Origin of the sequence: Microbacterium testaceum StLB037 (assembly GCF_000202635.1) — a bacterium.
GTDB lineage: Bacteria > Actinomycetota > Actinomycetes > Actinomycetales > Microbacteriaceae > Microbacterium > Microbacterium testaceum_F.
On the sequence record NC_015125.1, the window covers coordinates 1,241,560 to 1,264,930 of the forward strand.

A 23,371-nucleotide genomic window follows, 5' to 3' on the forward strand; every position below is an offset into this window, starting at 1 on the left:
GGTCCGAGGGCGCGCGCTCACCCGTAGAGCAGGCGGATGATCCGCTGCACGAGCGCGTCGACGCGGGGCGTGCGCCGCATCGTCGTGAGGGTGAGCAGACGGAAGCGCTGTCGGGTGATGGCCTTGGCGTACGCGAACTCGCGCAGGCCGTCCGCCCCGTGGATGCGCCCGAACCCGGAATCGCCCACACCCCCGAACGGCAGCGACGGCACGGCGGCGAACGAGATGACCGAATTGATCGCGATCATGCCCCCGCGCAGGCGCTCGGCGAGAGCGCGTCCCCGCCGACGCGAGAACACGGCACCGGACAGGCCGTACCGGACGGCGTTCGCCTTCGCGACGGCTTCGTCCATGGATGCCACGCGGTTGACGACGAGGGTCGGACCGAAGGTCTCCTCGCGCACCGCCGCCGACGACTCGGGCACATCGAGCAGAAGGACCGGCGCGAGCGTCTGCCCGCTCTCGACGACCGCTCCCTCGCGGAGGACGCCTCCGGCGGCGAGGGCATCGGCGACGTGCTCGCGCACGACGTCGGCCTGGCGGGGCATGGTGAGCGGACCCAGCCGCGCCGCGTCGTCGGTTCCCGCACGCAGCTCGCGCACGCGCTCGGAGATGGCGGCGACGACGCGGTCGTACACGAGGGTGTGCGCGTAGACCCGTTCGATGCCGATGCAGGTCTGACCGGCGTTCGAGTACGCGCCCCACACCGCCGCCTCCGCGGCGGCCTCGATGTCGGCATCCGCGTCGATGAGGAGCGCGTCCTTCCCTCCCGCCTCGATCACGACGGGGGTGAGCGTCTCGGCGCACGCGGCCATGACCCGTTTGCCCGTCGCGGTCGATCCCGTGAAGGCGATCTTGTCGACCCCGGCCCGAGACAGCGCGGCACCCGTGTCGCCGAGGCCGGTCACGAGCTCGAAGACCTCGGGGGCTCCGCCTGCGCGCACGAACGCGCGGCGCAGCCAGTCGCCGACGGCGGGCGTGTACTCGCTCGGCTTGAAGACGACCGCGTTGCCCGCGGCGAGCGCGTACGCGAGGGAGCCCATCGGGGTGAACACGGGGTAGTTCCAGGGGCCGATGACCCCGACCACCCCGTAGGGGAGGTAGCCGAGGCTCGCGGACTGGTTGATCATCAGCAGTCCCGCGCGCACCCGACGGCGCCGCAACGTGCGTTCGGCGTGCGCGGCCGCCCACGCGAGGTGGTCGAGCGCGAGGAGGATCTCGAGCCGCGCATCGCCGGACGGCTTGCCGGTCTCAGCCCGGACGACGGCGATCAGTTCGTCGAGGTGCAGGGCGATGTCACGACGCCAGGCGTCGAGGATGCGACGACGACCGCGGAACCCCTGCGCCCGCCAGGCCCGCGCCCCCGTCCGGGCGCGGACCACCGCCGCGCGCACGGCGTCGTCGTCGCAGACGGGGAACGTCCCGACGACGTGACCGTCGAGCGGGCTCAGGGAATCGAAGGTCATCTCACGCCTCGTGCTTCTGCCCGTATCCGGTGGCCACCGCCGCGGCGACGACGTCGGCCTGCTGCGCGGGGCTGAGCTCGGCCGGCTCCCCCGCGGCGCGGGCGCGCAGGTAGATGTCGCACGCCCACTCCAGCAGCGCGGTGTGCGCGACGGCGTCGGCGAGATCGCGGCCGGTCGTCACGGCCCCGTGGTGCGCGAGGATCACCGCGTTCGCGCTGGACAGGGCATCGCCCGTGGCCTCGGCGAGCTCGCGAGAGCCGAACACCGAGAACGGGACGACCTCGATCTCGCCGCCGAGGGTGAGCTGTTGGTAATGCACGCAGGGAAGGCGGTCGGAGATCAGCGACACGGCGACGGCTGCCGGAGCGTGGGTGTGCACGACGGCACCCACCGCGTCGTCCGCGTACGCGGCGAGGTGCAGGTCCAGCTCGGAGCTGGGGGCGAGGCTCCCCCGCACGAGGCGTCGATCATCGCCGACGACCACCACGTCGTCCGCGACCGCCTCGGCGAAGACCACTCCGGTCGCGGTGATCGCAATGCCCCCGTCGACGCGGACGCTCACGTTGCCCGCGGTCCCTTTCACCAGCCCGTCGGCCGCGAGCGCGCGACACACGGCCGCCACGCGTTCGCGGGCGTCGGACCCGCCGGCATCGAGCCCCGCGGCGTCGAGCCCCGCGGCGTCGGACGCCCGGGCGGCATCGGGCCGGGTCGTCCCCGCGCCCGTCACCGCGGCACCGTCGCCAGGAGAGCGTCGATGGATGCCGCGTCATACGTGCCGTACGAGGTGCCGACGCCGGCGACCACCTGGGCGGCCGTCGCCGAGCCGAAGCGCGCCGCCTCCGCGGAGCTGCGGCCGAGGAGCTTCGCGAAGACGAAGCCGGCGGAGAAGGCATCCCCTCCGCCGCTGGTGTCGACGGGCTCGGCCGGCAGGATGGGGATCTCGCGGAGATCCCCGTCCTCGACGAGCACGATGTCGCGTCCCCCGTCGGTGATCGCGACGACGCGGGCTCCCGCGGACGCCATCGCGTGCGCCGCCGCGTGCAGGTCGGCGGCTTCGGTCCACCCGAGCGCCTGCTCGGCGTTGGGCAGGACGTAGTCGGTGTGCGCGAGCAACGGCTCGATCAGGGCGTAGAACGCCTGCTCGCCGCCGATGAGGAAGTCGAGCGAGGTGGTCGCCCCGTGCTCTCTCGCGTAGTCGAGGATCTCGATGACGTTCTCGGGGCCGAGGAGTTCGGGCGCACCCACGTGGACGTGGTCGGCCGCGGCGAGCGCGTCCCACGGGACGACGTCGGCCGCGAGGGCGTTGGCACCCACGACGTGCAGAGCGGGCCGCGACCCGTCGGAGCGGATCGGTAGGACCGACGCCGATGTGGGGAGCTCCCCGACGCGGAGATTCTCGACGTCGATCCCCTCGTCCGCCAGGAGACCCACCAGCACACGCCCCGTGACGTCGTCACCCACCGAGCCGCTGGTGACGACGTGGGCGCCGAGTCTCGCGAGCACGAGCGCCGTTCCCCCCGCGGGCCCGGCCGCCGACATGACGATCTCATCGACGAGCAGGGACCCCTGCCCGTCGGGGATCTCATCGACGGGTTGCACGATCGTGTCGAGGACGTGGGCACCGAGCGTGACGATGCGAGGGGCGGCGGTCATCGTTGAACCTCCGGGTCGGGTCACCGCTCGGACGGCCCGCGCGGCGTAAGTGGCACATTTGTACCATTTTCTCGTCCCGGGGACAACCGCCCCGTGCGCTCAGCGCGGCCGACGGCTCCCGCGCCCCAGCGCGACACCGGCCCACGCCGCCGCAGTCCCGACGATCACCGTCGCGACGCCCCACCACAGCTGCGTCAGGTCGGCGGACTCGAGGGCGAGAGAGCTGTACGTCGTGAAGCCCCCGAGGACGCCGGTGCCGAGGAACAGTTGCGCCCGCTGCGCGCGCGAGGACTCCGGCATCCGGGCCCGGAACCCGAACACGATGCCGATCGCGAACGCCCCGACGACGTTGACGAGCGGAACGAGGGCGGGCCCGAGGTCATCGCCCAGGCCGAGGGTGAGCCCGGCGCGCACGGCGGTGCCGATCGCCCCGCCGACGGCCACGAGGACCACGTCACGCCACACGCTCACCGCGCCACCCTACGCCGCTCCGCGCTAGGAGGACGGCGAGAGCCGCGCAACCCCCGCGACACCCGGGCACGCGGTGACGCAGAATCCCTGTCGCTCCCGCAACGGAAGGCCCCGTCATGTCCAGATCGAGACCGGTGATCGTCGTCGTCGCCGCCCTGTGCGCCCTCCTCCTGGCCGGTTGCGGCATCCGGATCCCCAGCGACCCGCAGGGAACCCTGGACCGCGTCGAGGGCGGAGTGCTGCGCGCCGGGATCTCCCCCAACGGCGACTTCGTGCAGGTCGACGGCGCTCAGCCGAGCGGCAGCGAGATCGACGCTCTGACCGCTTTCGCGGGCTCCGTGGACGCCGAGGTCGAGTGGACCGTCGGTTCGGAGGAGGCGCTCGTCCGGGGGCTCGAGAACGGCGACCTCGACGTGGTCGCCGGCGGCCTCACCGACGACACCCCCTGGACGGACAAGGCAGGCATGACACGGCCATACGGCGAGGTGACCCTCGACGACGGGTCGACCGCGCGGATCGTGATGCTCGTCCCGCTCGGCGAGAACGCTTTCGTGTCGCGCCTCGAGACGTTCCTCACCGCCGAAGCCACGATTGAGGGGGTCGGACGATGACCGCGCGTTTCGGCCGCACCGAGCTCCCGGCGCGGCAGGCCGAGGTCCTCCGCCGCGCCGTCCGCCTGGAGGGCATCACGCTCGGGTTCCTCGCCGTCACGGTGACCCTCGTGTTCCTCGTGCTCGGCAACTCGCAGGCGATGAAAGCCGCGTGGATCGAGGACCTCCTGTCCTTCATCCCACCGATCGCCTTCCTGGTGGCCGTGCGACTGGCCCGACGCCGGCCCACCGTGCGGCATCCGTACGGCTTCCACCGCTCGGTCGCGATCGGTCACCTGGTGGCGGCGGTGGCACTCACGGGAATGGGAGCGTTCCTCATCGTCGACTCCGGGATCGGGCTGCTGACCGCCGAGCACCCGACCATCGGCACGGTGAACCTCTTCGGCGTGACGATCTGGCTCGGCTGGCTGATGATCGCGGTCATGGCCCTCACGGGCATTCCGCCGGTCGTCGTCGGCCGGATGAAGCTCGGCCTGGCGCGCGAGCTGCACGACAAGGTGCTCTACGCCGATGCCGACATGAACAAGGCCGACTGGATGACGTCGGTCGGAACGATCGTGGGCGTCCTCGGAATCGGCGTCGGTCTGTGGTGGATGGATGCCGCCGCCGCCCTCTTCATCGCCGGGAGCATCGTGCACGACGGCATCAGCAACCTGCGCGCCGCCGTCGTCGACCTGATGGACGCGCGCGCGACGACCTTCGACGACGCCCGGCCCCACCCGCTCGTGGGGCGGGTGGATCAGTACCTCGCGGGCCTTCCCTGGGTGCGCGAGGCGGGAAGCCGGGTGCGCGACGAGGGACACGTCTTCCACATCGAGGCGTTCGTCGTCCCCCGCCATCGGAAGGTCGCGCTCGCCGACATCGAGGACGCCCGCGAGGGGTGCGTGATCCTCGACTGGAAGATCCAGGACGTCGTGGTGGTGCCCGTTCCGGAACTGCCCGACGTGGTCGACGCGATCACTCCCCGAGGATCAAACGCCTGATTGCGGCATCCTTCGAGCCGCCCAGCTCCATCGTGCGACCCTTTCGGTACAGCGAGAAGACGCGGGGATCGATGTAGCTCGACTTCGCCACGGCGGGGGTGTTGCCGAGCGCTTCCGCGGTCGCGCGCACCGCCGCCACCTCGGCCTTCTTGCGTTCGTTCTTGCCCCCGACGGCTCCCACCTTCGCGAGAGACTCCGCCGCCATGATCGTGCCGCGGAGCGTGCGGAAGTCCTTCGCACTGAAAGGGCCGCCGGTCAGGGAGCGGACGTAGGCGTTGACGTCGCCCGGCGTCAGCGGCACGCGCCGCCTCCCGCGCTTGTAGCTGAGGAGCGCCGCCCGCGAGCGTCCGAGCGCGAGTTCTTCGATGAGGGATGCCAATTCGGCATCGTGCACGCGCAGATCGGCGCGCTTGCCGCTCTTGGCCGGAAACGAGAGGCGGATGAGATCGCCCTCGATCGTGGCATCCCTCCGCTGGAGGGTCGTGAGGCCCCGGCTGCCGTTCGTGACGAAGTACCGCGCGTTGCCCACACGCGGCGCGACGAGGTCGAGCAGGCGGAACGACACCGCCAGCACCCGCTCCCGGTCGATCTCGCTGCGGCGCAACGACTGCGTCACGCGGGCTCGAGCGCGGGGCAGCGCCTCGGCGAGTTGCAGCGCCCGAGCGAACTTGCCCTTGTCCTGCCGCTTCGACCAGTCGGCGTGGTACGTGTACTGCCGGCGGCCGGCCTCGTCGGTCCCCACCGCCTGGATGTGGGCGTTCGGCTCGCGGGCGATCCACACCTCCCGCCAGGCGGGCGGGATGACGAGACCGCGCGCCCGCTCGGCCTCCCGCTCGGGAACGGGCGCCCCCGTGTGGTCCACGAACCGGTAGCCCGATCCCGAGCGGACGCGGCGATAGCCCGGGTCCTCGTAGGGACGGACGCGGATGAGACGCGCCATGCGTCAGTGATGGCGGAGCATGTCGATCAGCTCCGCCTTCTTCTTGCCGGAGTACCCGGTGATCCCGAGCTCCTTCGCGCGCTTCTTGAGCTCGTCGACGGTGCGGTCCTCGTAGTTCTCGGCGTGGCCGCCCTTCTCCCCGACGGCGCCGCGTCCCTGCGCGGCAGCGGCGTTCGAGATCCGCGCGGCCTTCTCCTTCGAGTCGCCCTGCTTGCGCAGTTCCTCGTAGAGCTCGGGGTCTTTCAGACTGTTGGATCCTCGCCCCTGGGGCATGATCGTCTCCTTCCGTCGGAACACCGACGCTACGGCGGACGGCCACCCCCTTCCTCGGGGTTGACACCGCGCGCGGCCGACGTCGGACGGGTGGGCCGTGTTACCGGGCGAGCGCGGCTAACAGCGATTTCCCAGCAACGTCAACCCCCTGCCGCATTTCCGACCGAGTGACACGGTAGAAGGACCAGTCACCCGGGTCCGTGTCCTGACGCGGTGAACAGCTAGGAGAGCCCCCCATGAACATCTTCCTCATCATCATCATCGTCGCCGCGATCGTCATCGCCATCGTGAGCGGAATGAGCCAGGCCGCCAGCTTCCTGCTCTGGGTCGCGATCATCGTCGGCCTCATCGCCCTGATTGTGCTGTTGTTCCGCCTGATCAGCGGACGCAAGCCCGTCTGACCCCCTCGGAGGACGACGCGTTTCGGGTGCGCGTCCCCTCCCCCCTCGGCGGGTTCGCCCGCCCCGGATGCCATGCGTTCCCCCAGAGCGCATGGCATCCGTTTTTGTGTGCGGGGCGGTCCCTTCGACGAGCTCAGGGACCTCACTCGCGCGGCACTCGTGGTGGCTGAGCCCAGGTGGCTGAGCCCGTCGAAGCCACCGACCCCGCACGGTCAAGCCGGGGTGGCTGAGCCCGTCGAAGCCACCGGAACCGTCGCGGGGGGCTTGACGAACTCGCGATATATCTCGATACTGTCCTCAACGCGATATATCGCGAGTGAGGAGCCCCACCATGGAGAAATGGATCGTCCACCCCGGCGAGACGCGCGTCATCGACCTCGAGAGCGTGCGCGAACTGAAGATCGGCCTCGTCGGCGGCCAGATCGACGTCATCGCCCACGATGAGCCGACCGCCCGCATCGAGGTGCACGGCGTCACCGTCAAAGACCTGCGCATCGAGATGAGCGACGGTCGCCTCGAGATCGACCACCCGCAGCTGCGGTGGGACAACTTCCTCGAGGTGTTCCGCAACTTCGGCGCCGGCGGCCCCAAGGCCGAGGTGAGCGTGGCCGTGCCGCGCGCCGTCGCCCTGACCCTCGGCGTGGTCAGCGCGAGCGCGCTCGTCTCGGGTCTGCGCACCGACGCCAAACTCAACACCGTCTCGGGCGACATCATCGTCGACGGCCTCGTGGGCGACGTCAACGCCAACGCCGTCTCGGGCGACGTGCAGGTGCGGGAGCTCGAAGGCTCCCTGAGCGCCAACAGCGTCTCGGGCGACGTCACGGTGACCGGTGCCGTCACCAAGGCCTCCATCGACACGGTCTCGGGCGCGATGCTCGTCGACTCCACCGGCCCCGTGCAGTCGATCGCGCTCAACTCCGTCAACGGTGCCGCCACCATCCGCCTCGATCGCGGCCTCCCCGCGAACTACGTCTCGCGCACGGTGAGCGGCCGCGTGCAGATCGACGGACACGTGCGCTCCGGCTCGGGCCCGACCAACTACACCGGTTCGACCGGCACCCTCGCGGGGCAGTTCGTCGACGTCCGCGCCAACACGGTCTCGGGAGAGATCACCGTGCTGCGCCGGGGCATCTCGGGCCTGCGTCCCGAGGAACTCGCGACCGAGGAGGAGTGGTGATGAGTCCTGTCTTCTCGCACGGCGGTCTGCGCCTGTACATCCTGAGCCTGCTCGATGAGGCGCCGCGCCACGGCTACGACCTCATGCAGGCCCTGTCCGACCGCACCGGAGGCACCTACTCCCCCTCGGCCGGCACCATCTATCCGCGCCTGGCGAAGCTCGAAGACGAGGGTCTCGTCACGAAGACCGTCGACGGCCGCAAGACGGTCTACGAGATCACGGATGCCGGACGCGCCGAAGTCGCGGCTCGCACGGGCGACCTCGAGGGCATCCAGGCGGAGCTCGCGGACAGCGTGCGTCTCATCGCCGACGAGGTGCGCGGGAGCGTCCGGGACGCCATGAGAAGCCTCCGGGCCGACCTGGCCGCCGCATCCCGCGAGGAGCGTGAGCACGCCGACACGGCCCCCGTCGACGACGCCCGTTCCCGGACACGCGAGCAGCTGCACCGCGCGGATGCCGCGATCACCGAGTTCCGCGGACGCGTCCGCTCGGAGCTGCGGTCGCACGTGGCCCGGGGCGGCGAGCTCGCGGCATCCGGAGTCGACGAGATCGAGACCGCGCTGCGTCAGGCCTCCGACGCGGTCGCCCGCGCGATGCGCGGCTGACCCGTCACTCCCACGGCAGCTCCTCGTGGGCGCCGACCGGCTCTCCCAGCGGAACCACCAGCACCGGACGGTGCTGCCGGTGCGAGAGCCGGGCGGCGACCGAGCCGGTCAGGAACTCGCGGAGCGACTCCCCCAGCCCGCGCTTGCGCGTGCCGACGACGAGCAGCGATGCGCCGACCTCATCGGCGAGCTGGATCAGCGCCAGCGCCGGATCGCCGATCACCTGACGCGCGCTCCAGCGCACGTCCTCACCCGCGAGAGCCGCGGTCGCGTCCTTCTCGACCTCCGCCAGCGCGGCGCGCGCCACTTCCCCGGCCACGTCGAGCGTCGCCGAGTTGACGTACCCGTCCGGATCCTCGAACGCGACGAACCGCGTCGTGTCGACGTGCGCGACGATCAGCTCGACTCCGGCGAGTGCGGCGTAACGTGCCGCCTCGCGCACGACACGGGGCGGTTGCCCCGGCACGACTCCCGCGATGACGGCTCCGGATGCCGCTGCTCCCGCTTCGTGGTCGCTCATGCCGTTCTCCCCTTCGTCGTCGGCTCTCTCCTCGCGGGACCGCGGACGGTCGGGGGCGAGGGGCACCGTGATATCCTGGGTGTTACTCTTACCGGCTCGGTCCGGAACCGCAATACGCAGGGCCCTGAGCACGGCCTGCGATGTCGATCGTGAGGGGGTCTCGCATGGGGCGTGGCCGTCAGAAGGCGAAGCACACCAAGATCGCCCGTGAGCTGAAGTACGACACCTATTCGGTGAACTACGCAGCGCTCGAGCGCGAACTCGGCGCACCCGAACCGGGTGAAGACGCGTACGTCGACAAGTGGGCGGACGAGTACTCCGACGAGTACGAAGACGAGAAGGCGTAGGGCCTCAGCGCCCCGCACCGGCCGCGTCAGCGGCTGTCACCAGGCAGTGCCGTGACGGCGCTCCCAGGCTTCCTCGATCGTCTCTCCGCGTGATACGACGATTCCCGCGGGGATCACGCACGCGATGACGACGCCGAGCACGATGAGTCCCGCCGTCCATCCGCCCGTGACCTCGTGGGTCACGCCGATGGCGAGCGGCATCAGCGCGGCGACGCCGTAGCCGACGCTCTGCACGAACCCGCTGAGCGCGACCGCGGTGTCGTGCGACCGCGTGCGCAGGCCGAAGAGCACGAGCGCCATCGGGAACATCAGGGGCGGGATGCCGATGAGCACCACCCACAGTGTCGTCGCAGCCGCGGGGGCGAACAGGAGCCCGGCGACCCCGGCGAGTCCGCCCACGACGGCGACGACGTAGAACGGGGCGACGGTGCGCGCACGCACGACGAGCAGCGGGACGACGAGCGACACCGGCAGACCCATGAACGAGAACAGGGCGAGCAGCCCGCCGGCCTCGGTGGCATCCACCCCGGCCACGCCCATCACCAGCGGCGGCAACCAGGCGAAGAGTCCGTAGGCGACGGACGAGTTCACCGCGAACGTCGCCGCGAGCGCCCAGGTCTGCGGCACGCGGACCACCCGCGACAGCACCGAGGTCTTCGGCTGCTCGATGACGTCCGCCCGGGCCGCCCGGGCACGGAGGCTCATCGCGACCCAGGGCACCACCGCGGCCAGGGCGACCGCCGCCCACAGGGTGAACGAGCCGCGCCATCCGACGCTCTCGGCGAGGGGGACGGCCACGAGCGGCGGCATGAACGTGGCGACCGCCATCGTGGTCGTGTAGATCGTCGTCATCAGGCCGATGCGGGCGGGGAAGTACTTCTTCACCACCGCGGGCAGCAGCACGTTGGCGACACCCACCGCCGCGAAGATCCCGGCGGTGGCGGCGAGCAGGGTGATCGCGTCGACGGCGAGCGCCCGCATGCCGAGCATGACCGCCGCGACGACCGCGGCGACCAGCACGAGGCGCTCGAGCCCCACGCGTCGCTCGATCGCGGGCGTCACGAAGCCCGAGATCGCGAACGCCACGGGCGGCGCCATGCCGATCAGGCCGACGATGGCCGCCGGGAGGGGAAAGTCGCGCTCGATGACGATCAGCAGCGGCGACAGCGACGCGACGGCGATGCGCAGCGTCAGCGCGAGCAGCACGATCGCGGCCGCGGCGAGCGCGACGGTCCCCGCGCGACGGGGACTCAAGACTCCTGGCTGCCCTCGACCCAGGCGAGATACTCCTCCGACACGGTCCCCGTGACGTAGCGGCCGTCGAAGCAGCTCATGTCGAGGTCGACCAGGTCGGTGCCCTCCATGATGGCGGCCTTGAGGTCGTCGACCTCCTGATACACGAGGTAGTCGCACCCGAGCTCTTCGGCGATCTCGGGGATCGTCCGGCCGTGGGCGACGAGCTCGTGACGCGAGGGCATGTTGATGCCGTACACGTGCGGGTAGCGCACGGGAGGAGCGGCCGAGGCGAAGGTGACGCTCTTGGCCCCGGCATCCCGAGCCATCTGGATGATCTCGCGGCTCGTGGTGCCGCGCACGATCGAGTCGTCGACGAGGAGGACGTTCTTGCCCTGGAACTCGGTCGACATCGCGTTGAGCTTCTGGCGCACGCTCTTCTTGCGCACCGCCTGCCCGGGCATGATGAACGTCCGGCCGACGTAGCGGTTCTTGTAGAAGCCCTCGCGGTACTCGATGCCGAGCTTGCGGGCCACCTGCATCGCGGCGGGACGCGCCGAATCGGGAATGGGCATCACGACGTCGATCGAGCCGGCGGGCGTGTACTTCGCCACGGTGTCGGCGAGGCGCTCGCCCATGCGCAGACGCGTCTCGTAGACCGAGACGCCGTTCATGACCGAGTCCGGGCGCGCGAGGTAGACGTACTCGAACGAGCACGGCGCGAGCATCGTGCTCTTCGCGCACTGCTGCGCGTGCAGGGTGCCGTCGAGGCTGATGAACACGGCCTCGCCCGGCTCGACGTCGCGGACGACCTCGAAGCCGGCGTTCTCGAGCACGAGCGACTCGGATGCCACGATGTACTCGTCACGGGACTCCCGGCCGGGCACCTCGGGGGCGGGGCGCTTGCCGAGGATGAGGGGACGGATGCCGAAGGGATCGCGGAACGCGAGCAGACCGTAGCCGGCGATGAGGGCGATCGAGGCGTACGACCCTTCGACGCGCTCGTGCACGCGACCGACCGCACGGAAGACCTGCGCGGGGTCGAGGTCGGGGCCGGTGATCTCGGACTGCAGCTCGGAACCGAGGATGTTCACGAGCAGCTCGGTGTCGCTGCTGGTGTTCAGGTGCCGGCGGTCCTTGTGGAAGAGCTCGGTCGTCAGCTCGCGGGTGTTGGTCAGGTTGCCGTTGTGCACGAGCACGATGCCGTACGGCGCGTTGACGTAGAAGGGCTGCGCCTCTTCTTCGTTCGACGCGGTGCCCTTGGTGGCGTAGCGGACGTGGCCGAGGCCGATGTCGCCGAGGAGGGCGCGCATGTCGCGCGTGCGGAACGCCTCGCGCACCTGCCCGCGGGCCTTGTGGATGTGGAACACGCCGCTCGACTCGGCCGTGGCCATGCCCGTGGAGTCCTGTCCCCGGTGCTGGAGAAGGAGGAGCGCGTCGTAGATCTCCTGGTTGACCGGGCCCTGCCCGGCCATGCCGACGATGCCGCACATGGGGTGTTACTTCGCTCCGTTCGCCGGCGCACCGGCATCCGCGTACGAGCCGACGAGACGCACGGCGCCTCCGTCGACGCCCTTCGCGCCCTGTTCGTAGTCGCCCTCGGGGCGCTGGTCGTCGCGGACGACACCGACCTGCCACGTCGCGATGCCGTCGGCCGTGAGCGCCGCGGTCGCGGCATCCGCGATCTCGGGCGAGACGACGGCGAGGAACCCGATGCCGAGGTTCCAGGTGCCCTCGGTCGCGGTCAGCTCGAGGCCGCCGATGTCGGCGAGCACGCGGAACACCGGCGAGGGGCTCCAGGTCGAGCGGTCCACGTCGACCCACGTGTTCTGGGGCAGGACGCGCGCGAGGTTCGCCGCGATGCCGCCGCCCGTGACGTGGCTGAGCGAATGGATGCCGGAGCCCACCGCCGCGTCGTCGAGCAGGCGCAGCAGCGGCGAGGTGTACAGGCGCGTGGGCTCGAGGAGAGCCTCGCCCCACGTTCCGCCGAGGTCGGCGGAGGCGGAGCCGTACGCGATGCCGGCGCCCGTGATGATGTGGCGCACGAGCGAGTAGCCGTTGGAGTGCAGGCCGCTCGAGGCGAGGGCGAGCACGACGTCTCCGCCGCGCACGCGATCGGCGCCGAGCACGCGGTCGGCCTCGACCACGCCGGTCGCCGCTCCCGCGACGTCGTAGTCGTCGATGCCGAGCAGGCCGGGGTGTTCGGCGGTCTCCCCGCCGACCAGCGCGGTGCCCGTCATGGCGCAGCCGCGCGCGATGCCCGCAACGATGTCGGCGATGCGCTGCGGCACGACCTTTCCGCACGCGATGTAGTCGGTCATGAAGAGCGGACGCGCACCCACGACGACGATGTCGTCGACGACCATGCCGACGAGGTCTTCGCCGATGGTGTCGTGCTTGTCGATCGCCTGCGCGATCGCGACCTTCGTGCCGACGCCGTCGGTGCTCGTCGCGAGCAGCGGCTTGGCGTAGTCGCGGAGCGCCGAGGCATCGAAGAGGCCGGCGAAGCCGCCCACGCCACCGAGCACTTCGGGCCCGTGCGTGCGGCGCACGGCCGACTTCATCAGTTCGACGGCGAGGTCGCCCGCGGCAGTGTCGACGCCGGCAGCGGAGTAGGGGTTTTCGTGGGGAGCGGAGGCCACCGCAACAGACTACCCGGGGTGGCTGTGTGCGGGCGTCCGGTTGGGGGGGGGTGACGGAGCGGGGTCACTGCGGGTGGCGGGCGGGGCTGCGGGCCAGGTGACGGGGTGGGGCTCCGGGCGGGAGGAGGATCCGCGACGGGAGGACGCCCCGGGCACCCGGCATCCTCCCCTCCCCGAATCACCTCCCGGTATGGTCAGCGGATTCGGTGCAGCCCCTGCGCGACCGCTTGGGTGATCATGAGCTGCCCAGAAGGCCAGTCGTTGACGACCTGGTGATACCCGACGCGGATGACGTGATAGCCGTTCAAAGCCAGGAGAGCATCGTGTCGGATGTCGGCCTCGCGCTGCGCGCCGACATGATGCCCGCCGTCGACCTGAACCACGAGTCTGTCTCCTATGAGGAGATCGACACGACGTCCGAGAATCCACGCCTGCGCGCAAAGCCGCTCGCGAAGCCACCTCAGGCGAACGAGAAGGAACGTCTCCAGGCCGGAGTCCGCGAGTGGCGTCGCCTGCTCCGCGATCTGCCGCGCCCGGCCCGTGAGCGGATACCGACGCATTTCGTCCAGCGTGACGAGTCGTTTGTTGAGCGCCGAATCCCAGATCGCGAGCGCCTGTTCCGGTGGGAGGCACCCGCTCACCAGACCGAGCACATTGATCACGCCATCAACCAGGTCCTCCGGATGCCGCGGGAGAAGAGGCTGCGAGCGGTGCGCGCGCGTACCTTCCGCCACGGAGATTCGCCCCGCGTGGGCGGGTGCCGCGACGTGCACGTCGTGCTGATCGAGCACCCACAACCCGTGCCGGGTCGCTGCGGTGGAGCACGCGAGCACCACCCCGCCGCGAGCGGCGGCGAGGAGGAACGCATCGGCGTCGGGGAGAGCGATCCACCGGCGGCGAATGCGCAGCACGGCACCGCTGCGCACGGCCGCCGCGATCGTGTCGACGGACACTCCCTCTCGCTGGAGGCGAGACGTCGCGACGACCCCTTCAAGGGCGCGCACACGGGCACGAAGAGCCTCGATGCGGCGGGATAGTCCAGCGCTCATCGCCGTATCGTGCCGGACGCGCGGGGTGTGTCTCCAGGAAAGGCATCGCGGCCTGTGGACAATTCGGGTTGGGGAGGAGCAGTGCCGCAGCCGGGACTTCCGGGCATGCGGAGGGGATTCGGCGAAGGGAGGACGCGCCGGGCACCCGGCATCCTCCCCTCCCCGAATCACCTTCGCTCGCGCTCGCGCGCCCCGCGCAAGGCCCATCGCCCCCGGGCAAGCCCGTCCCTACAATGACGCCATGACGGCAGGCCAGCCCGAGTGGGTGATCCGCGAGGACGCTGCGTCACCCGTGCTCGTCGCGCTCTACCTGCGCCAGGTTCTCGGCATCCGTTCTCCGGAGGAGTTGCCGTTCCTGCGGAGGGTGCCGCCGACGCCGGAGAGCGGGAGAGCGGATGCCGCGCAGTCGGAGCTCGAGCGGCAGTGGCGCGCGTACTGGGCGATGACGGTCGAGCCGCAAGCGCACCCGTCCCCCGTGCCGCTGGAGTTGGTCGACGGGTTCGACGGTTTGGTGACCCTTCCGGTCGAGGGCGCGGACGCCCTGCGCGAGGCGGCGGCCCCCTTCGCCGACGACGCCACGGACTACGCCCAGCACGCTCACGGACGGTACGCCCGGGAGACGGCGGCGCGACCCGGGGTGTCGTACCGCGCCTACGCGAGCGCGATCGCGGCGCACGAGCGGATCGTCGGTCGGCGCGCGCACTCGTTCGAGCTCAACGTGCAGATCCTGCCGCTCGCTCAGCGGGGAGTGTGGTGGATCGGTTCGCTCACGGTCGCGGTGACGGACGGCCTGCGCGGCGACGTCGCGGCGTTCGACTCCGCGATCCACCCGATCATCGCGGAGCTCGCCTGACGTCAGGCTCCGTGCTGCTCGTGATCGACGACCACCTGGCGCGTGCGACCGCCGAGGGTGCGCTCGAAGATCAGGGCGATGATGGCCGCGATCGTCACGCCGATCACGACGCAGATCAACGCGGTGAAGCCGAACACCTGCAGCTGCGAGTACACGACCTGCGTGAACGGGCTCACGTCCGCTCCGTCGATCGCGAACGTCAGGACGAGGGCGGCCAGGATGCCGACGAACGCACCGGCGGCGAGGAAGACGCCGTACTTCGGGGCGCGGCGCACGCTGACCGTCTCGATGTCGTCTCGCGAGATGGACGGTCGGTCGGGGGCGGGCTGCTCGGCCATGCCTCCATTGTCCCACCACCGCGTCGTCGGCGGGTCACGCCGCCGCCCCGCCTCGAGAGCACACGTTCCGCGCGAACGCACACGTCGCGCACCGCCCGGAGCGCGTGATGTCGCGCGGAACGTGTGCCCTCGCGAGGGAAGCCGCGGCCGCAAATGCGCAGAACCGGGCCGCGAGGAGACCGCGACATCGCGGGCGGGTGCGGACGAAACTACGGGCGCAACGGGAGCAGCGCGCTCAGGTCGGCGCGGACACCGGAGGCGACGATGCGCCCGGCGGCGACGGCATCCGTCCAGTGCTCCCGCCCCGTGGCGACGGCGATCCAGGTCGCGGCGTCGGTCTCGACGACGTTGGGCGGGGTGCCGCGCGTGTGGCGCGGACCCTCGATGACCTGGACGGCGCCGAAGGGCGGCACACGCATCTCGACGGAGTTGCCCGGGGCCTTCTCGGCGAGCAGCTGGAGCAGGTAGCGCACCGCTGTCGCGAGCGCGGGGCGCGGGGCGTCGCCGGCGGCCACCGCCTCGAGGGCGGCCCGACCGTCACCGGTCTCGATACGGCGTGGGGGCATGGCATCCACGGTACTCGCGGGTCGCGGCGGCGGCTCCGCGGGCGAGGCCCCGCGCACAGGCGCACGCCCGGTCGCGCGGCTCCACGGGGCATCCGCCCGGCTCCGCGGCCGGACGCCCCGCTCGGTAGGCTGGCCGCGTGAGAATCCTGGTCCTCGGTTCGGGCGCGCGCGAGCACGCCATCATCCTCGCCCTGCGCTCCGAAGAGGCATCGCACGCGATCTTCGCCGCTCCCGGCAACGCCGGCATCGCGCGCGACGCGCACCTCGTCGGCCTCGACCCGAACGACCCGGCCGCGGTGCTCACGTTCGCCAAGGAAGAGGCGATCGACCTGGTCGTCGTCGGTCCCGAAGCGCCGCTGGTCGCCGGCGTCGCCGACGCCCTGCGCGAGCACGGCATCCCGGTCTTCGGCCCGGGCAAGGCCGCTGCCCAGCTCGAGGGCTCGAAGACCTACGCGAAGCGGATCATGGATGCCGCGGGCGTTCCCACCGGACGCGCGGTGCGCGCGAGCGACCTTCCGACCGTGGAAGCCGCCCTCGACGAGTACGGCGCGCCCTACGTCGTGAAGGCCGACGGGCTCGCCGCGGGCAAGGGCGTCATCGTCACCTCCGACCGCGAGGCCGCGATCGCGCACGCCGCCACCTACCTCGCCACCGGAGCCGTCCTGGTCGAGGAGTTCCTCTCTGGTCCCGAGGTGTCGCTCTTCTTCCTCAGCGACGGCGATCACGTGCTGCCGTTGAGTCCCGCGCAGGACTTCAAGCGCCTCCGCGACGGCGACGCAGGCCCGAACACGGGCGGCATGGGCGCCTACTCGCCGCTGCCCTGGCTCGACGAGCGCTTCGGCAGCGAGGCGGAGTTCGTCGATCAGGTCACGCGCGAGATCGCGGAGCCCGTGATCCGGCAGATGGATGCCGAGGGCACGCCGTTCATCGGACTCCTCTACGCGGGCCTCATCCTGACCGAACAGGGCATCAAGGTCATCGAGTTCAACGCGCGCTTCGGCGACCCCGAGACGCAGGTCGTGCTGCCGCGACTGATCGACCCGCTGTCGGAGCTGCTGCTCGCCGCGGCCTCGGGAACGCTCGAGGACCGCCCGCGCCCCGCCTTCGCCGAGGCCGCCGCCGTGACGGTGGTGCTCGCGAGCGAGGGATACCCCGAAGCGCCGGTCACCGGCCGCGGGCTGACCGGGATCGACGAGGCCGAGGAGGTCGAGGGCGTGCACCTCGCGCACGCGGCGACGGCCTCCCCCGACGGGAAGTTCGTCGCCACGGGCGGCCGTGTGCTCAGCGTCGTGGCCCTGGGGTCGACCTTCCGCGAGGCGCGCGCCGCCGCCTACGCCGGTCTCGAGCGCATCGGCCTCGAGGGCGGACAGTACCGAAGCGACATCGCGCTCCGCGTCGTCGAGGGCTGACGCGCGGCGCTACGCCCCCGTCGTCGTCGTCATCCTTCCCCGCTAGCCTCTCGTCATGGTCGACAGGGATGCCATGGCCCGCGCGCACGAGATCTTCGACCCGATCGCCGAGCGCCAGTGTGCGCTGCCCGACATCGACCTCGGCCGCATGTTCGGCGCCGAGGGACTGCGGGTGCGCGCGAAGGTCTACGCGTTCGTCGTGCACAACGGCTCGCTCGTCGTGAAGCTGTCGGAGGAACGCGCAAGAGACCTCATCGCCTCGGGCACCGCCGGGCCCATGATCATGCGGGGGCGCCCGCTGCGGGAGTGGGTGGAGGTTCCGATGGATGCCGGAGCGGCGGTGTGGGCAGAGTTGATCGACGAGGCGCGGGTCTTCGTCGACGCGATCACGCCCTGAGCCGGGCCCCGCCCCGCGAGTGTCAGCGCCGCACCGGATCCCCACCGCCGGCGAGGAACCGCTCGAGGTCGCGGCGCGTCGGGGCGGCCTCCCAATCGCCGGGGACGAGACACGCCATCGCCCCGCAGGCGTTGCCGCGCACGAGGGCGTCCGCGGCGGAGAGGCCCTCGAGCCACGCGCTGAGGAAGCCGGCGACGAACGCGTCACCCGCCCCGACGGTGTCGAGCGGCTCGATCACGAAGCCGAGCGCCTCGGTCGCGTCGTCGGTGGTGAAGACGACGGCGCCCTCGGGTCCGCGTTTGACGATCACCTGCCCGACTCCCGCCGCGAGGAGCGAGGCCGTGGCATCCGGTCCCAGCAGCTCGAGCTCTTCGACGCCTCCGAACACGAGGGTCGCGCGCTCGGCGATCTCGCGCAGCACCGGCGCCGCCACCTCGGGGGCGGCGAGCGCCGAGCGGTAGTTGATGTCGAAGCTCACCGGCACACCGGCCGCGCGCGCCCGTTCGACGACCGCGAGCACGGCGGAGCGGGCGGTGTCGGAGAGCAGCGGCGTGATACCGGTGACGTGCAGCAGGGCCGCTGCCTCGATCCACCCGTCCGGCACGTCGGCGGCGCTCAGCCGGGACCCCGCCGAGCCGCGACGGTAGTAGTGAACGGCGGTGGATGCCGCGGACGGACGCTCCTTGATCATCAGGCCCGTCGGGGCTCCGGTGTCGACGAGAGCGCGAACGTCGAGTCCCTCGCCGCGGAGCTCGCGCGCGATCCGCTCGCCGAGCGGATCGTCGCCGACCCGGCCGAGCCAGGACGCGTCGATGCCGAGGCGTTGCAGCCCCACCGCGACGTTGCTCTCCGCGCCGCCGATCCCGAGGGCGAGTCCCGACGCGTGCCGCAGCGAGCCGATCTCGGTGGTGCGGGCGAGCGCCATCGTCTCGCCGAGCGTGACGACGCGGGTCATGGGCGGCCTCCTCGGCATCGACCCGCCGGCGGCACGCGAGCGGTCACGCCTCGCCACCCTCGCAGACGGAGACGAACCGCTGCGCACGGTCGCGCAGCGCGCCGAGGTCGCCGCCCCGGAACGCGTCGCCGAGCAGCGGTCCGCCGACGCTGACCGCGACGGCGCCCGCCGCGAGCCAGGCGGCCGCGCCGGCGGCATCCACCCCTCCCGAGGGGACGACGGCGATGTCGGGGAACGGTCCGCGCAGGTCGGCGAGGTAGCCCGGTCCGACCTGCCCGGCCGGGAACACCTTGACCGCCGAGGCACCCGCCGCCCACGACGAGAACAGCTCGGTCGGGGTCAGACCGCCCGGGATGATCGGGATGCCGGCATCCACCGCCCTCTTCACGAGTGCGGCAGAGGTGATCGGCGTCACGACGTAGTCGGCGCCCAGCTCGATCGCGCGGTCGAGCTGGGCGAGGTTCGTGACGGTGCCGATACCCAGGTCGCCGTCGAACGACGAGCGCAGATCGGCGAACGCGTCGAAAGTGCCGGGGGTGGTGAGGGTCAGCTCGACGCTCTGCACGCCGGCCTCGGCGAGGGTCGCGAGCACCGGGGCGTAGTCCGATGCGGCCGAGGCCCGCGCGACGACGACGAGCTTCGACGACAGCGTGCGCGCGGGGAGCTCACCAGTCATGGACGGTCCCATCCAGCAGGCGGTTCACGGGGAGGTAAGCCTTCGTGTACTCGAACGCCCCCGCGGCCTCCTCGTCGAGCTCGACGCCGAGACCCGGCTGGTCGCCGGGGTGCAGGAAGCCCCTGTCGAAGGTGAACGACGTCTGGAACACCTCGAGGGTCTGCTCGTTGTGCGGCATGTACTCCTGGATGCCGAAGTTGTGGATCGCGAGGTCGAGGTGAAGGGCTGCGGCCATGCCGACGGGCGAGATGTCGGTGGGACCGTGGATGCCGGAGCGGATGCCGTAGATCGCGGCGAAGTCGAGCAGTTTCTTCATCGCCGTGATGCCGCCGGTGTGGGTCACGGCCGAACGCACGTAGTCGATCAGCCGCTCGGTGATGAGCGTCTGATAGTCGTAAACCGTGTTGAAAACCTCGCCGATGGCGAGCGGGGTCGTCGAGTGCTGGCGGATGAGGCGCAGCGCGGTCTGGTCCTCGCCGGGGGTTGCGTCCTCGAGCCAGAAGAGGTCGTAGGGCTCGACGTCCTTCGCGAAGCGGGCGGCCTCGATCGGCGTCATGCGGTGGTGGCCGTCATGGAGGATCCGCAGGTCGGTGCCGAACTCCTCGCGGATCTTCGCGAAGACCCCGGGCATGTGGTTGAGGTACTGGCGGGTGTCCCACGTCTCCTCCGACGGACGATCGCCGGAGCGCTTGGCCGGTTCGTAGTCGTAGCGCACGCCCGGACCGGTCGAGGAGACGCCGTAGATCTGGCCGAGGCCGGGAACGCCGGTCTGCACGCGCACGGCGGTGAACCCGAGCTCGCGGTAGCCGGTGATGGCGTTCGAGAGGGCGGCGAAGTCGGTGCCGGAGGCGTGGGCGTAGACGCGCACGCCGTCGCGGCTGGCCCCGCCGAGCAGCTGGTACAGCGGCATCCCGGCCTTCTTCGCCTTGATGTCCCACAGCGCCATGTCGACGGCGGCGATCGCGGCCATCGTCACGGGTCCGCGCCGCCAGTAGGCGCCGCGGTAGAGGTACTGCCAGGTGTCTTCGATGCGGTCCTCGTCGCGGCCGATCAGCATCGAGGCGAGGTGCTCGGAGAGGTACGACGCCACCGAGAGCTCGCGGCCGTTGAGGGTGGCATCCCCCCATCCGACGACGCCGTCGCTCGTGGTGACCTTGAGGGTGACGAAGTTGCGGCCGGGGCTGGTGACGATGACGTCGACGGACTCGATGCTCATGCGGGGACTTTCTCGAGGAGGAGGGAAGAGGGATGCCGGGCGGACTCGCCGTCACGAGCCCGCCCGGGGCCGCACCGCGCGACGGCGGTCGGCCGGGTGCGGGGCCGCGCGGGGCGGCCCCGCGGATCACATCGCGGCGCGCGGGTCGGTCAGGTCGCGACCGGTCCACTCGGGGGCGACGATCGCGGCGACCAGCGCCGAGGCGGTGAAGACCCCCATCAGCACCATGATCGGGATGATGCTGCCGGTGGCGGCGGCCACCCACGCGGCGGCGACGACGGGGCCGATGCCGGTGGCGATGATCGCGGCGATCTCGCGGACGACAGCGGTGAGCGTGTAGCGGTTGCGGGCTCCGAAGATCTCGGGGATCGAGATGTTCTCCATGGATGCCAGACCCAGCACAGAGATGTTGTGGATCAGCGCGTAGCCGACGAAGATCCACGCGACGTCGCGGGAGTTGATCAGCAGCAGGGTCGGGACGATGAGCAGCAGCGACAGCGCGGACATGACGATGTACATGCGGCGGCGGCCGAACTTGTCGCCGAGGAACCCGACGACGGGGATCGTGACGAAGCCGATCAGCGACGAGACGATGACGATCTCGGGGCCGACCTCCTTGGAGACGGCGAGGGTGATCGTGATGAACGAGATCAGGTAGGTCTGCACGATGCCGGAGTTGCCGGCCTGGCCGAAGCGCAGGAAGAACGACACGAGCACGGCCTTGAGCGGCTTCTTCTGCAGCGACTCGAGCGTGCGGATGTCGTTGGTCTCGGTGGCGACCTTCTGCAGCTCGGCGCGCGAGAGCGCCTTGCCGTCGACGACGTCGGTGCGCTCTTCGAAGACCGGGCTCTCCTTGAGGTTGAAGCGGACCCACAGGGCGAAGAGCATGATCACGGCGCTGCCGATGAAGGGGATGCGCCAGCCCCACGCGATGACATCGCTCTCCATCATCACGGCGAGCAGGATCGCCCAGATGCCGGAGGCGAAGAGCGTGCCGCAGTTCGTGCCGAGCGCGACCAGCGAGGCGACGACGCCGCGACGGTTGTCGGGGGCGTACTCGGCGAGCATGACACCTGCGCCCGAGATCTCGGCACCGGCGCCGAAGCCCTGCGCCAGGCGGAGGATGACGAGGAGGATCGGGGCCAGGATGCCGACCTGCTCGTACGTGGGCAGGACGCCGATGAGGGTCGTCGCCGCTCCCATGAGCAGGATCGTGTAGAACAGCACCTGCTTGCGGCCGATCCTGTCGCCGATGCGGGCGAAGAAGAACGCGCCGACCGGGCGGGCCACGTAGCCCACACCGTAGGTCGCCATCGCGAGGACGACCGCCATCGCGGCGTCGCCCCCGGCGAAGAAGATCTGGCTGAAGACGAGGGCGGCGGCCAGCGAGTAGAGCTGGAAGTCCATGAACTCCAGCGCGGTGCCGAGCCAGCCGGAGACGGCGGCGCGGGCGAGGTCGCCGACCGACCTCTTGGCGACGGGCGTCGACGACGACGCGTCGACGCCGGGGGCGGAAGAGCTGCTCATCGGATTACTCCTTCGTAGTGATGATGATCGTTCGGTGAAGCGGGGACGGGTCAGAGGGAGAGGAGGACCTTGGCGGATGCCGAGGAGTCGCGCGCCGTGGCGAACGCACTCACCGCGTCGGCGGCGGGGATGACGTGCGAGACGACCGCGTCGAGGGCATCGGTCTCGGCGAGCATCGCGACGGCGTCGTCGATCTCGGTCGAGAAGCGGAACGCGCCGCGGACGGTGAGTTCTTTCGCGAGCATCGGAGCGAGGTTGACGCCGATCTCAGCGTCCGGGAGCATCCCCACCTGCACCACGGTGCCGGCGCGACGGACGGCGCGGACGGCCTGGGTGAGGGCGACGCCGACCCCCGAGCACTCGAAGACGACGTCGAACGACTCGGGGTCGATCGCGTCGGTGCCGACGAGGAACGTCTCGCTCGCCCCGAGCGCCCGCGCCCGGTCGAGGGGCTCGGGCCGGACGTCGCTCGCGCCCACGACCGCTGCCCCCGCGTGCACGGCCGCGGCGACGACGAGCAGACCGATGGGGCCTGCGCCGATGACGAGGGCGCGCTTCCCGGTCAGGTCCCCTGCCAGACCCACGGCGTGGATCGCGACGGCGAGGGGCTCGGCGAGCGCCGCTCGCTCGAGGGGAAGGCCTTCGGGGAGGACGCGGATCATGTGTTCTTCGACGAGGAGCAGCTCGGCGGCCCCGCCCTGGCGATGCGGGAAGCCCGCTGCGCTGCCGAGGTAGTCGCCTCCCGCGCGCAGGTGCGGACGGTCCTCGAGTCCCGGCGCGGAGGGACCGAACCGTGCGGGGTGGACGGTGACCGGAGTGCCCGGCGCGAGGCGACCCGAGGGGTCGAGGTCGACCTCGGCCGAGAGCTCGTGACCGGGGGTCAGGGGCTCACGGACGGCGTACTCGCCGTTCTTTCCGTGGAAGTAGTAGTGCAGGTCCGACCCGCAGATGCCGACGTAGCGCACGCGCAGGCGCACTTCGCCCTCGCCCGGCTCGGGAGTCGGGCGGTCTTCCCAGCGGATGTCTTCCGCGCCGTGGATCGCGAGGAGCTTCATCGCGTCTC

27 protein-coding genes are annotated in these 23,371 nt (G+C 71.2%); 9 read left to right on the forward strand and 18 right to left on the reverse strand.

The genetic code is table 11. The features are described 5' to 3' along the window. Positions 1–17: 17 nt before the first annotated feature. The 4 genes from MTES_RS05690 to MTES_RS05705 all read right to left on the reverse strand — a co-directional run bounded on the left by MTES_RS05690 (position 18) and on the right by MTES_RS05705 (position 3,590). Positions 18–1,466: an aldehyde dehydrogenase family protein gene (locus MTES_RS05690; protein WP_013584255.1), complete on the reverse strand. Its 1,449-nt coding sequence runs from the start codon at positions 1,464–1,466 to the stop codon at positions 18–20. 1 nt (position 1,467) lies between these two features. Continuing rightward, on the reverse strand, positions 1,468–2,193 hold the full coding sequence (locus MTES_RS05695; protein ID WP_013584256.1) for a class II aldolase/adducin family protein: 726 nt from the start codon (positions 2,191–2,193) through the stop codon (positions 1,468–1,470). Continuing rightward, positions 2,190–3,119 (reverse strand): carbohydrate kinase family protein, encoded by a 930-nt coding sequence (locus MTES_RS05700; RefSeq protein ID WP_013584257.1) that lies wholly within the window; start codon positions 3,117–3,119, stop codon positions 2,190–2,192. The genes MTES_RS05695 and MTES_RS05700 overlap by 4 nt, the downstream gene beginning before the upstream one ends. A gap of 99 nt (positions 3,120–3,218) precedes the next feature. Beyond that, positions 3,219–3,590 (reverse strand): fluoride efflux transporter FluC, encoded by a 372-nt coding sequence (locus MTES_RS05705; protein WP_013584258.1) that lies wholly within the window; start codon positions 3,588–3,590, stop codon positions 3,219–3,221. 116 nt (positions 3,591–3,706) lie between these two features. On the opposite strand from MTES_RS05705, the gene MTES_RS05710 reads away from it, so the two are divergent. Continuing rightward, positions 3,707–4,201, forward strand: coding sequence for a transporter substrate-binding domain-containing protein (locus MTES_RS05710; protein WP_043361087.1), 495 nt, complete (start codon positions 3,707–3,709; stop codon positions 4,199–4,201). Continuing rightward, positions 4,198–5,184: a cation diffusion facilitator family transporter gene (locus MTES_RS05715; RefSeq protein ID WP_013584260.1), complete on the forward strand. Its 987-nt coding sequence runs from the start codon at positions 4,198–4,200 to the stop codon at positions 5,182–5,184. The genes MTES_RS05710 and MTES_RS05715 overlap by 4 nt, the downstream gene beginning before the upstream one ends. Here the strand turns inward: MTES_RS05715 and MTES_RS05720 are convergent. Together MTES_RS05720 and MTES_RS05725 are read right to left on the reverse strand one after the other, a co-directional pair. Next, the gene (locus MTES_RS05720) at positions 5,159–6,124 is read right to left on the reverse strand and encodes a DNA topoisomerase IB (protein WP_013584261.1); all 966 of its coding nucleotides are present in this window, start codon (positions 6,122–6,124) and stop codon (positions 5,159–5,161) included. The two genes, MTES_RS05715 and MTES_RS05720, sit on opposite strands and share 26 nt — an antisense overlap. Before the next feature lie 3 nt (positions 6,125–6,127). Further along, positions 6,128–6,397 (reverse strand): DUF7218 family protein, encoded by a 270-nt coding sequence (locus tag MTES_RS05725; RefSeq protein WP_013584262.1) that lies wholly within the window; start codon positions 6,395–6,397, stop codon positions 6,128–6,130. A 236-nt stretch (positions 6,398–6,633) separates the two neighbouring features. On the opposite strand from MTES_RS05725, the gene MTES_RS19630 reads away from it, so the two are divergent. From MTES_RS19630 to MTES_RS05735, 3 genes are all read left to right on the forward strand, one after another. Then, the gene (locus tag MTES_RS19630) at positions 6,634–6,798 is read left to right on the forward strand and encodes a hypothetical protein (protein ID WP_013584263.1); all 165 of its coding nucleotides are present in this window, start codon (positions 6,634–6,636) and stop codon (positions 6,796–6,798) included. 331 nt (positions 6,799–7,129) lie between these two features. Then, positions 7,130–7,975 carry a DUF4097 family beta strand repeat-containing protein gene (locus MTES_RS05730; protein ID WP_013584264.1) on the forward strand — a complete coding sequence of 282 codons (846 nt, stop codon included), beginning with the start codon at positions 7,130–7,132 and terminating at the stop codon, positions 7,973–7,975. Next, a complete protein-coding gene (locus MTES_RS05735; RefSeq protein ID WP_013584265.1) occupies positions 7,975–8,580 on the forward strand; it encodes a PadR family transcriptional regulator in 606 nt (201 codons plus the stop codon). The genes MTES_RS05730 and MTES_RS05735 overlap by 1 nt, the downstream gene beginning before the upstream one ends. Positions 8,581–8,584: 4 nt before the next feature. On the opposite strand, the gene MTES_RS05740 is transcribed toward MTES_RS05735, so the two are convergent. Continuing rightward, complete coding sequence (locus tag MTES_RS05740) at positions 8,585–9,100, reverse strand: universal stress protein (protein ID WP_043362216.1); 516 nt, start codon at positions 9,098–9,100, stop codon at positions 8,585–8,587. Between the two features lie 164 nt (positions 9,101–9,264). Between MTES_RS05740 and MTES_RS05745 the strand changes: the two genes are divergently transcribed. Beyond that, the gene (locus MTES_RS05745; protein WP_013584267.1) at positions 9,265–9,447 is read left to right on the forward strand and encodes a DUF3073 domain-containing protein; all 183 of its coding nucleotides are present in this window, start codon (positions 9,265–9,267) and stop codon (positions 9,445–9,447) included. A gap of 36 nt (positions 9,448–9,483) precedes the next feature. On the opposite strand, the gene MTES_RS05750 is transcribed toward MTES_RS05745, so the two are convergent. The 4 genes from MTES_RS05750 to MTES_RS05765 all read right to left on the reverse strand — a co-directional run bounded on the left by MTES_RS05750 (position 9,484) and on the right by MTES_RS05765 (position 14,275). Beyond that, positions 9,484–10,701: a CynX/NimT family MFS transporter gene (locus tag MTES_RS05750; RefSeq protein WP_013584268.1), complete on the reverse strand. Its 1,218-nt coding sequence runs from the start codon at positions 10,699–10,701 to the stop codon at positions 9,484–9,486. After that, on the reverse strand, positions 10,698–12,173 hold the full coding sequence (gene purF / locus MTES_RS05755) for an amidophosphoribosyltransferase (RefSeq protein ID WP_013584269.1): 1,476 nt from the start codon (positions 12,171–12,173) through the stop codon (positions 10,698–10,700). Before purF ends, MTES_RS05750 begins: the two co-directional genes overlap by 4 nt. 6 nt (positions 12,174–12,179) lie before the next feature. Further along, positions 12,180–13,322, reverse strand: coding sequence for a phosphoribosylformylglycinamidine cyclo-ligase (gene purM / locus MTES_RS05760; RefSeq protein ID WP_013584270.1), 1,143 nt, complete (start codon positions 13,320–13,322; stop codon positions 12,180–12,182). A 194-nt stretch (positions 13,323–13,516) separates the two neighbouring features. Next, complete coding sequence (locus MTES_RS05765; RefSeq protein ID WP_231848148.1) at positions 13,517–14,275, reverse strand: endonuclease domain-containing protein; 759 nt, start codon at positions 14,273–14,275, stop codon at positions 13,517–13,519. 337 nt (positions 14,276–14,612) lie between these two features. On the opposite strand from MTES_RS05765, the gene MTES_RS05770 reads away from it, so the two are divergent. Further along, entirely contained in the window at positions 14,613–15,224 is a 612-nt protein-coding gene (locus tag MTES_RS05770) for a hypothetical protein (RefSeq protein ID WP_013584273.1), read from the forward strand. Positions 15,225–15,226: 2 nt separating this feature from the next. On the opposite strand, the gene MTES_RS05775 is transcribed toward MTES_RS05770, so the two are convergent. After that, positions 15,227–15,562, reverse strand: coding sequence for a hypothetical protein (locus MTES_RS05775; RefSeq protein ID WP_013584274.1), 336 nt, complete (start codon positions 15,560–15,562; stop codon positions 15,227–15,229). Positions 15,563–15,771: 209 nt separating this feature from the next. Continuing rightward, on the reverse strand, positions 15,772–16,128 hold the full coding sequence (locus tag MTES_RS05780) for a sterol carrier family protein (RefSeq protein ID WP_013584275.1): 357 nt from the start codon (positions 16,126–16,128) through the stop codon (positions 15,772–15,774). A gap of 137 nt (positions 16,129–16,265) precedes the next feature. Here MTES_RS05780 and purD point away from each other — a divergent pair, with 137 nt between their 5' ends. Together purD and MTES_RS05790 are read left to right on the forward strand one after the other, a co-directional pair. Continuing rightward, the gene (gene purD / locus MTES_RS05785) at positions 16,266–17,537 is read left to right on the forward strand and encodes a phosphoribosylamine--glycine ligase (protein WP_013584276.1); all 1,272 of its coding nucleotides are present in this window, start codon (positions 16,266–16,268) and stop codon (positions 17,535–17,537) included. A 55-nt stretch (positions 17,538–17,592) separates the two neighbouring features. After that, positions 17,593–17,934: an MmcQ/YjbR family DNA-binding protein gene (locus MTES_RS05790; protein ID WP_013584277.1), complete on the forward strand. Its 342-nt coding sequence runs from the start codon at positions 17,593–17,595 to the stop codon at positions 17,932–17,934. Between the two features lie 22 nt (positions 17,935–17,956). On the opposite strand, the gene MTES_RS05795 is transcribed toward MTES_RS05790, so the two are convergent. The 5 genes from MTES_RS05795 to MTES_RS05815 form a co-directional block, all read right to left on the reverse strand. After that, the gene (locus MTES_RS05795) at positions 17,957–18,889 is read right to left on the reverse strand and encodes a sugar kinase (protein ID WP_013584278.1); all 933 of its coding nucleotides are present in this window, start codon (positions 18,887–18,889) and stop codon (positions 17,957–17,959) included. A gap of 43 nt (positions 18,890–18,932) precedes the next feature. Continuing rightward, positions 18,933–19,565 (reverse strand): bifunctional 4-hydroxy-2-oxoglutarate aldolase/2-dehydro-3-deoxy-phosphogluconate aldolase, encoded by a 633-nt coding sequence (locus MTES_RS05800; RefSeq protein ID WP_013584279.1) that lies wholly within the window; start codon positions 19,563–19,565, stop codon positions 18,933–18,935. Beyond that, entirely contained in the window at positions 19,555–20,781 is a 1,227-nt protein-coding gene (gene manD, locus MTES_RS05805; RefSeq protein WP_013584280.1) for a D-mannonate dehydratase ManD, read from the reverse strand. Before manD ends, MTES_RS05800 begins: the two co-directional genes overlap by 11 nt. Positions 20,782–20,907: 126 nt before the next feature. Next, positions 20,908–22,308: an MFS transporter gene (locus MTES_RS05810; protein WP_013584281.1), complete on the reverse strand. Its 1,401-nt coding sequence runs from the start codon at positions 22,306–22,308 to the stop codon at positions 20,908–20,910. 50 nt (positions 22,309–22,358) lie between these two features. Beyond that, positions 22,359–23,363 (reverse strand): L-idonate 5-dehydrogenase, encoded by a 1,005-nt coding sequence (locus tag MTES_RS05815; protein ID WP_013584282.1) that lies wholly within the window; start codon positions 23,361–23,363, stop codon positions 22,359–22,361. Positions 23,364–23,371: the final 8 nt, after the last annotated feature.

Bases quoted from the DNA above. Each gene is read 5' to 3' on its own strand.
- MTES_RS05690 (WP_013584255.1), bottom strand. From the start codon at position 1,466: ATGACCTTCGATTCCCTGAGCCCGCTCGACGGTCACGTCGTCGGGACG.
- MTES_RS05700 (WP_013584257.1), bottom strand. From the start codon at position 3,119: ATGACCGCCGCCCCTCGCATCGTCACGCTCGGTGCCCACGTCCTCGAC.
- MTES_RS05710 (WP_043361087.1), top strand. From the start codon at position 3,707: ATGTCCAGATCGAGACCGGTGATCGTCGTCGTCGCCGCCCTGTGCGCC.
- MTES_RS05715 (WP_013584260.1), top strand. From the start codon at position 4,198: ATGACCGCGCGTTTCGGCCGCACCGAGCTCCCGGCGCGGCAGGCCGAG.
- MTES_RS05720 (WP_013584261.1), bottom strand. From the start codon at position 6,124: ATGGCGCGTCTCATCCGCGTCCGTCCCTACGAGGACCCGGGCTATCGC.
- MTES_RS05725 (WP_013584262.1), bottom strand. From the start codon at position 6,397: ATGCCCCAGGGGCGAGGATCCAACAGTCTGAAAGACCCCGAGCTCTAC.
- MTES_RS19630 (WP_013584263.1), top strand. From the start codon at position 6,634: ATGAACATCTTCCTCATCATCATCATCGTCGCCGCGATCGTCATCGCC.
- MTES_RS05730 (WP_013584264.1), top strand. From the start codon at position 7,130: ATGGAGAAATGGATCGTCCACCCCGGCGAGACGCGCGTCATCGACCTC.
- MTES_RS05735 (WP_013584265.1), top strand. From the start codon at position 7,975: ATGAGTCCTGTCTTCTCGCACGGCGGTCTGCGCCTGTACATCCTGAGC.
- MTES_RS05740 (WP_043362216.1), bottom strand. From the start codon at position 9,100: ATGAGCGACCACGAAGCGGGAGCAGCGGCATCCGGAGCCGTCATCGCG.
- MTES_RS05745 (WP_013584267.1), top strand. From the start codon at position 9,265: ATGGGGCGTGGCCGTCAGAAGGCGAAGCACACCAAGATCGCCCGTGAG.
- purF (WP_013584269.1), bottom strand. From the start codon at position 12,173: ATGTGCGGCATCGTCGGCATGGCCGGGCAGGGCCCGGTCAACCAGGAG.
- MTES_RS05770 (WP_013584273.1), top strand. From the start codon at position 14,613: ATGACGGCAGGCCAGCCCGAGTGGGTGATCCGCGAGGACGCTGCGTCA.
- MTES_RS05775 (WP_013584274.1), bottom strand. From the start codon at position 15,562: ATGGCCGAGCAGCCCGCCCCCGACCGACCGTCCATCTCGCGAGACGAC.
- MTES_RS05780 (WP_013584275.1), bottom strand. From the start codon at position 16,128: ATGCCCCCACGCCGTATCGAGACCGGTGACGGTCGGGCCGCCCTCGAG.
- MTES_RS05790 (WP_013584277.1), top strand. From the start codon at position 17,593: ATGGTCGACAGGGATGCCATGGCCCGCGCGCACGAGATCTTCGACCCG.
- MTES_RS05795 (WP_013584278.1), bottom strand. From the start codon at position 18,889: ATGACCCGCGTCGTCACGCTCGGCGAGACGATGGCGCTCGCCCGCACC.
- MTES_RS05800 (WP_013584279.1), bottom strand. From the start codon at position 19,565: ATGACTGGTGAGCTCCCCGCGCGCACGCTGTCGTCGAAGCTCGTCGTC.
- manD (WP_013584280.1), bottom strand. From the start codon at position 20,781: ATGAGCATCGAGTCCGTCGACGTCATCGTCACCAGCCCCGGCCGCAAC.
- MTES_RS05810 (WP_013584281.1), bottom strand. From the start codon at position 22,308: ATGAGCAGCTCTTCCGCCCCCGGCGTCGACGCGTCGTCGTCGACGCCC.
- MTES_RS05815 (WP_013584282.1), bottom strand. From the start codon at position 23,363: ATGAAGCTCCTCGCGATCCACGGCGCGGAAGACATCCGCTGGGAAGAC.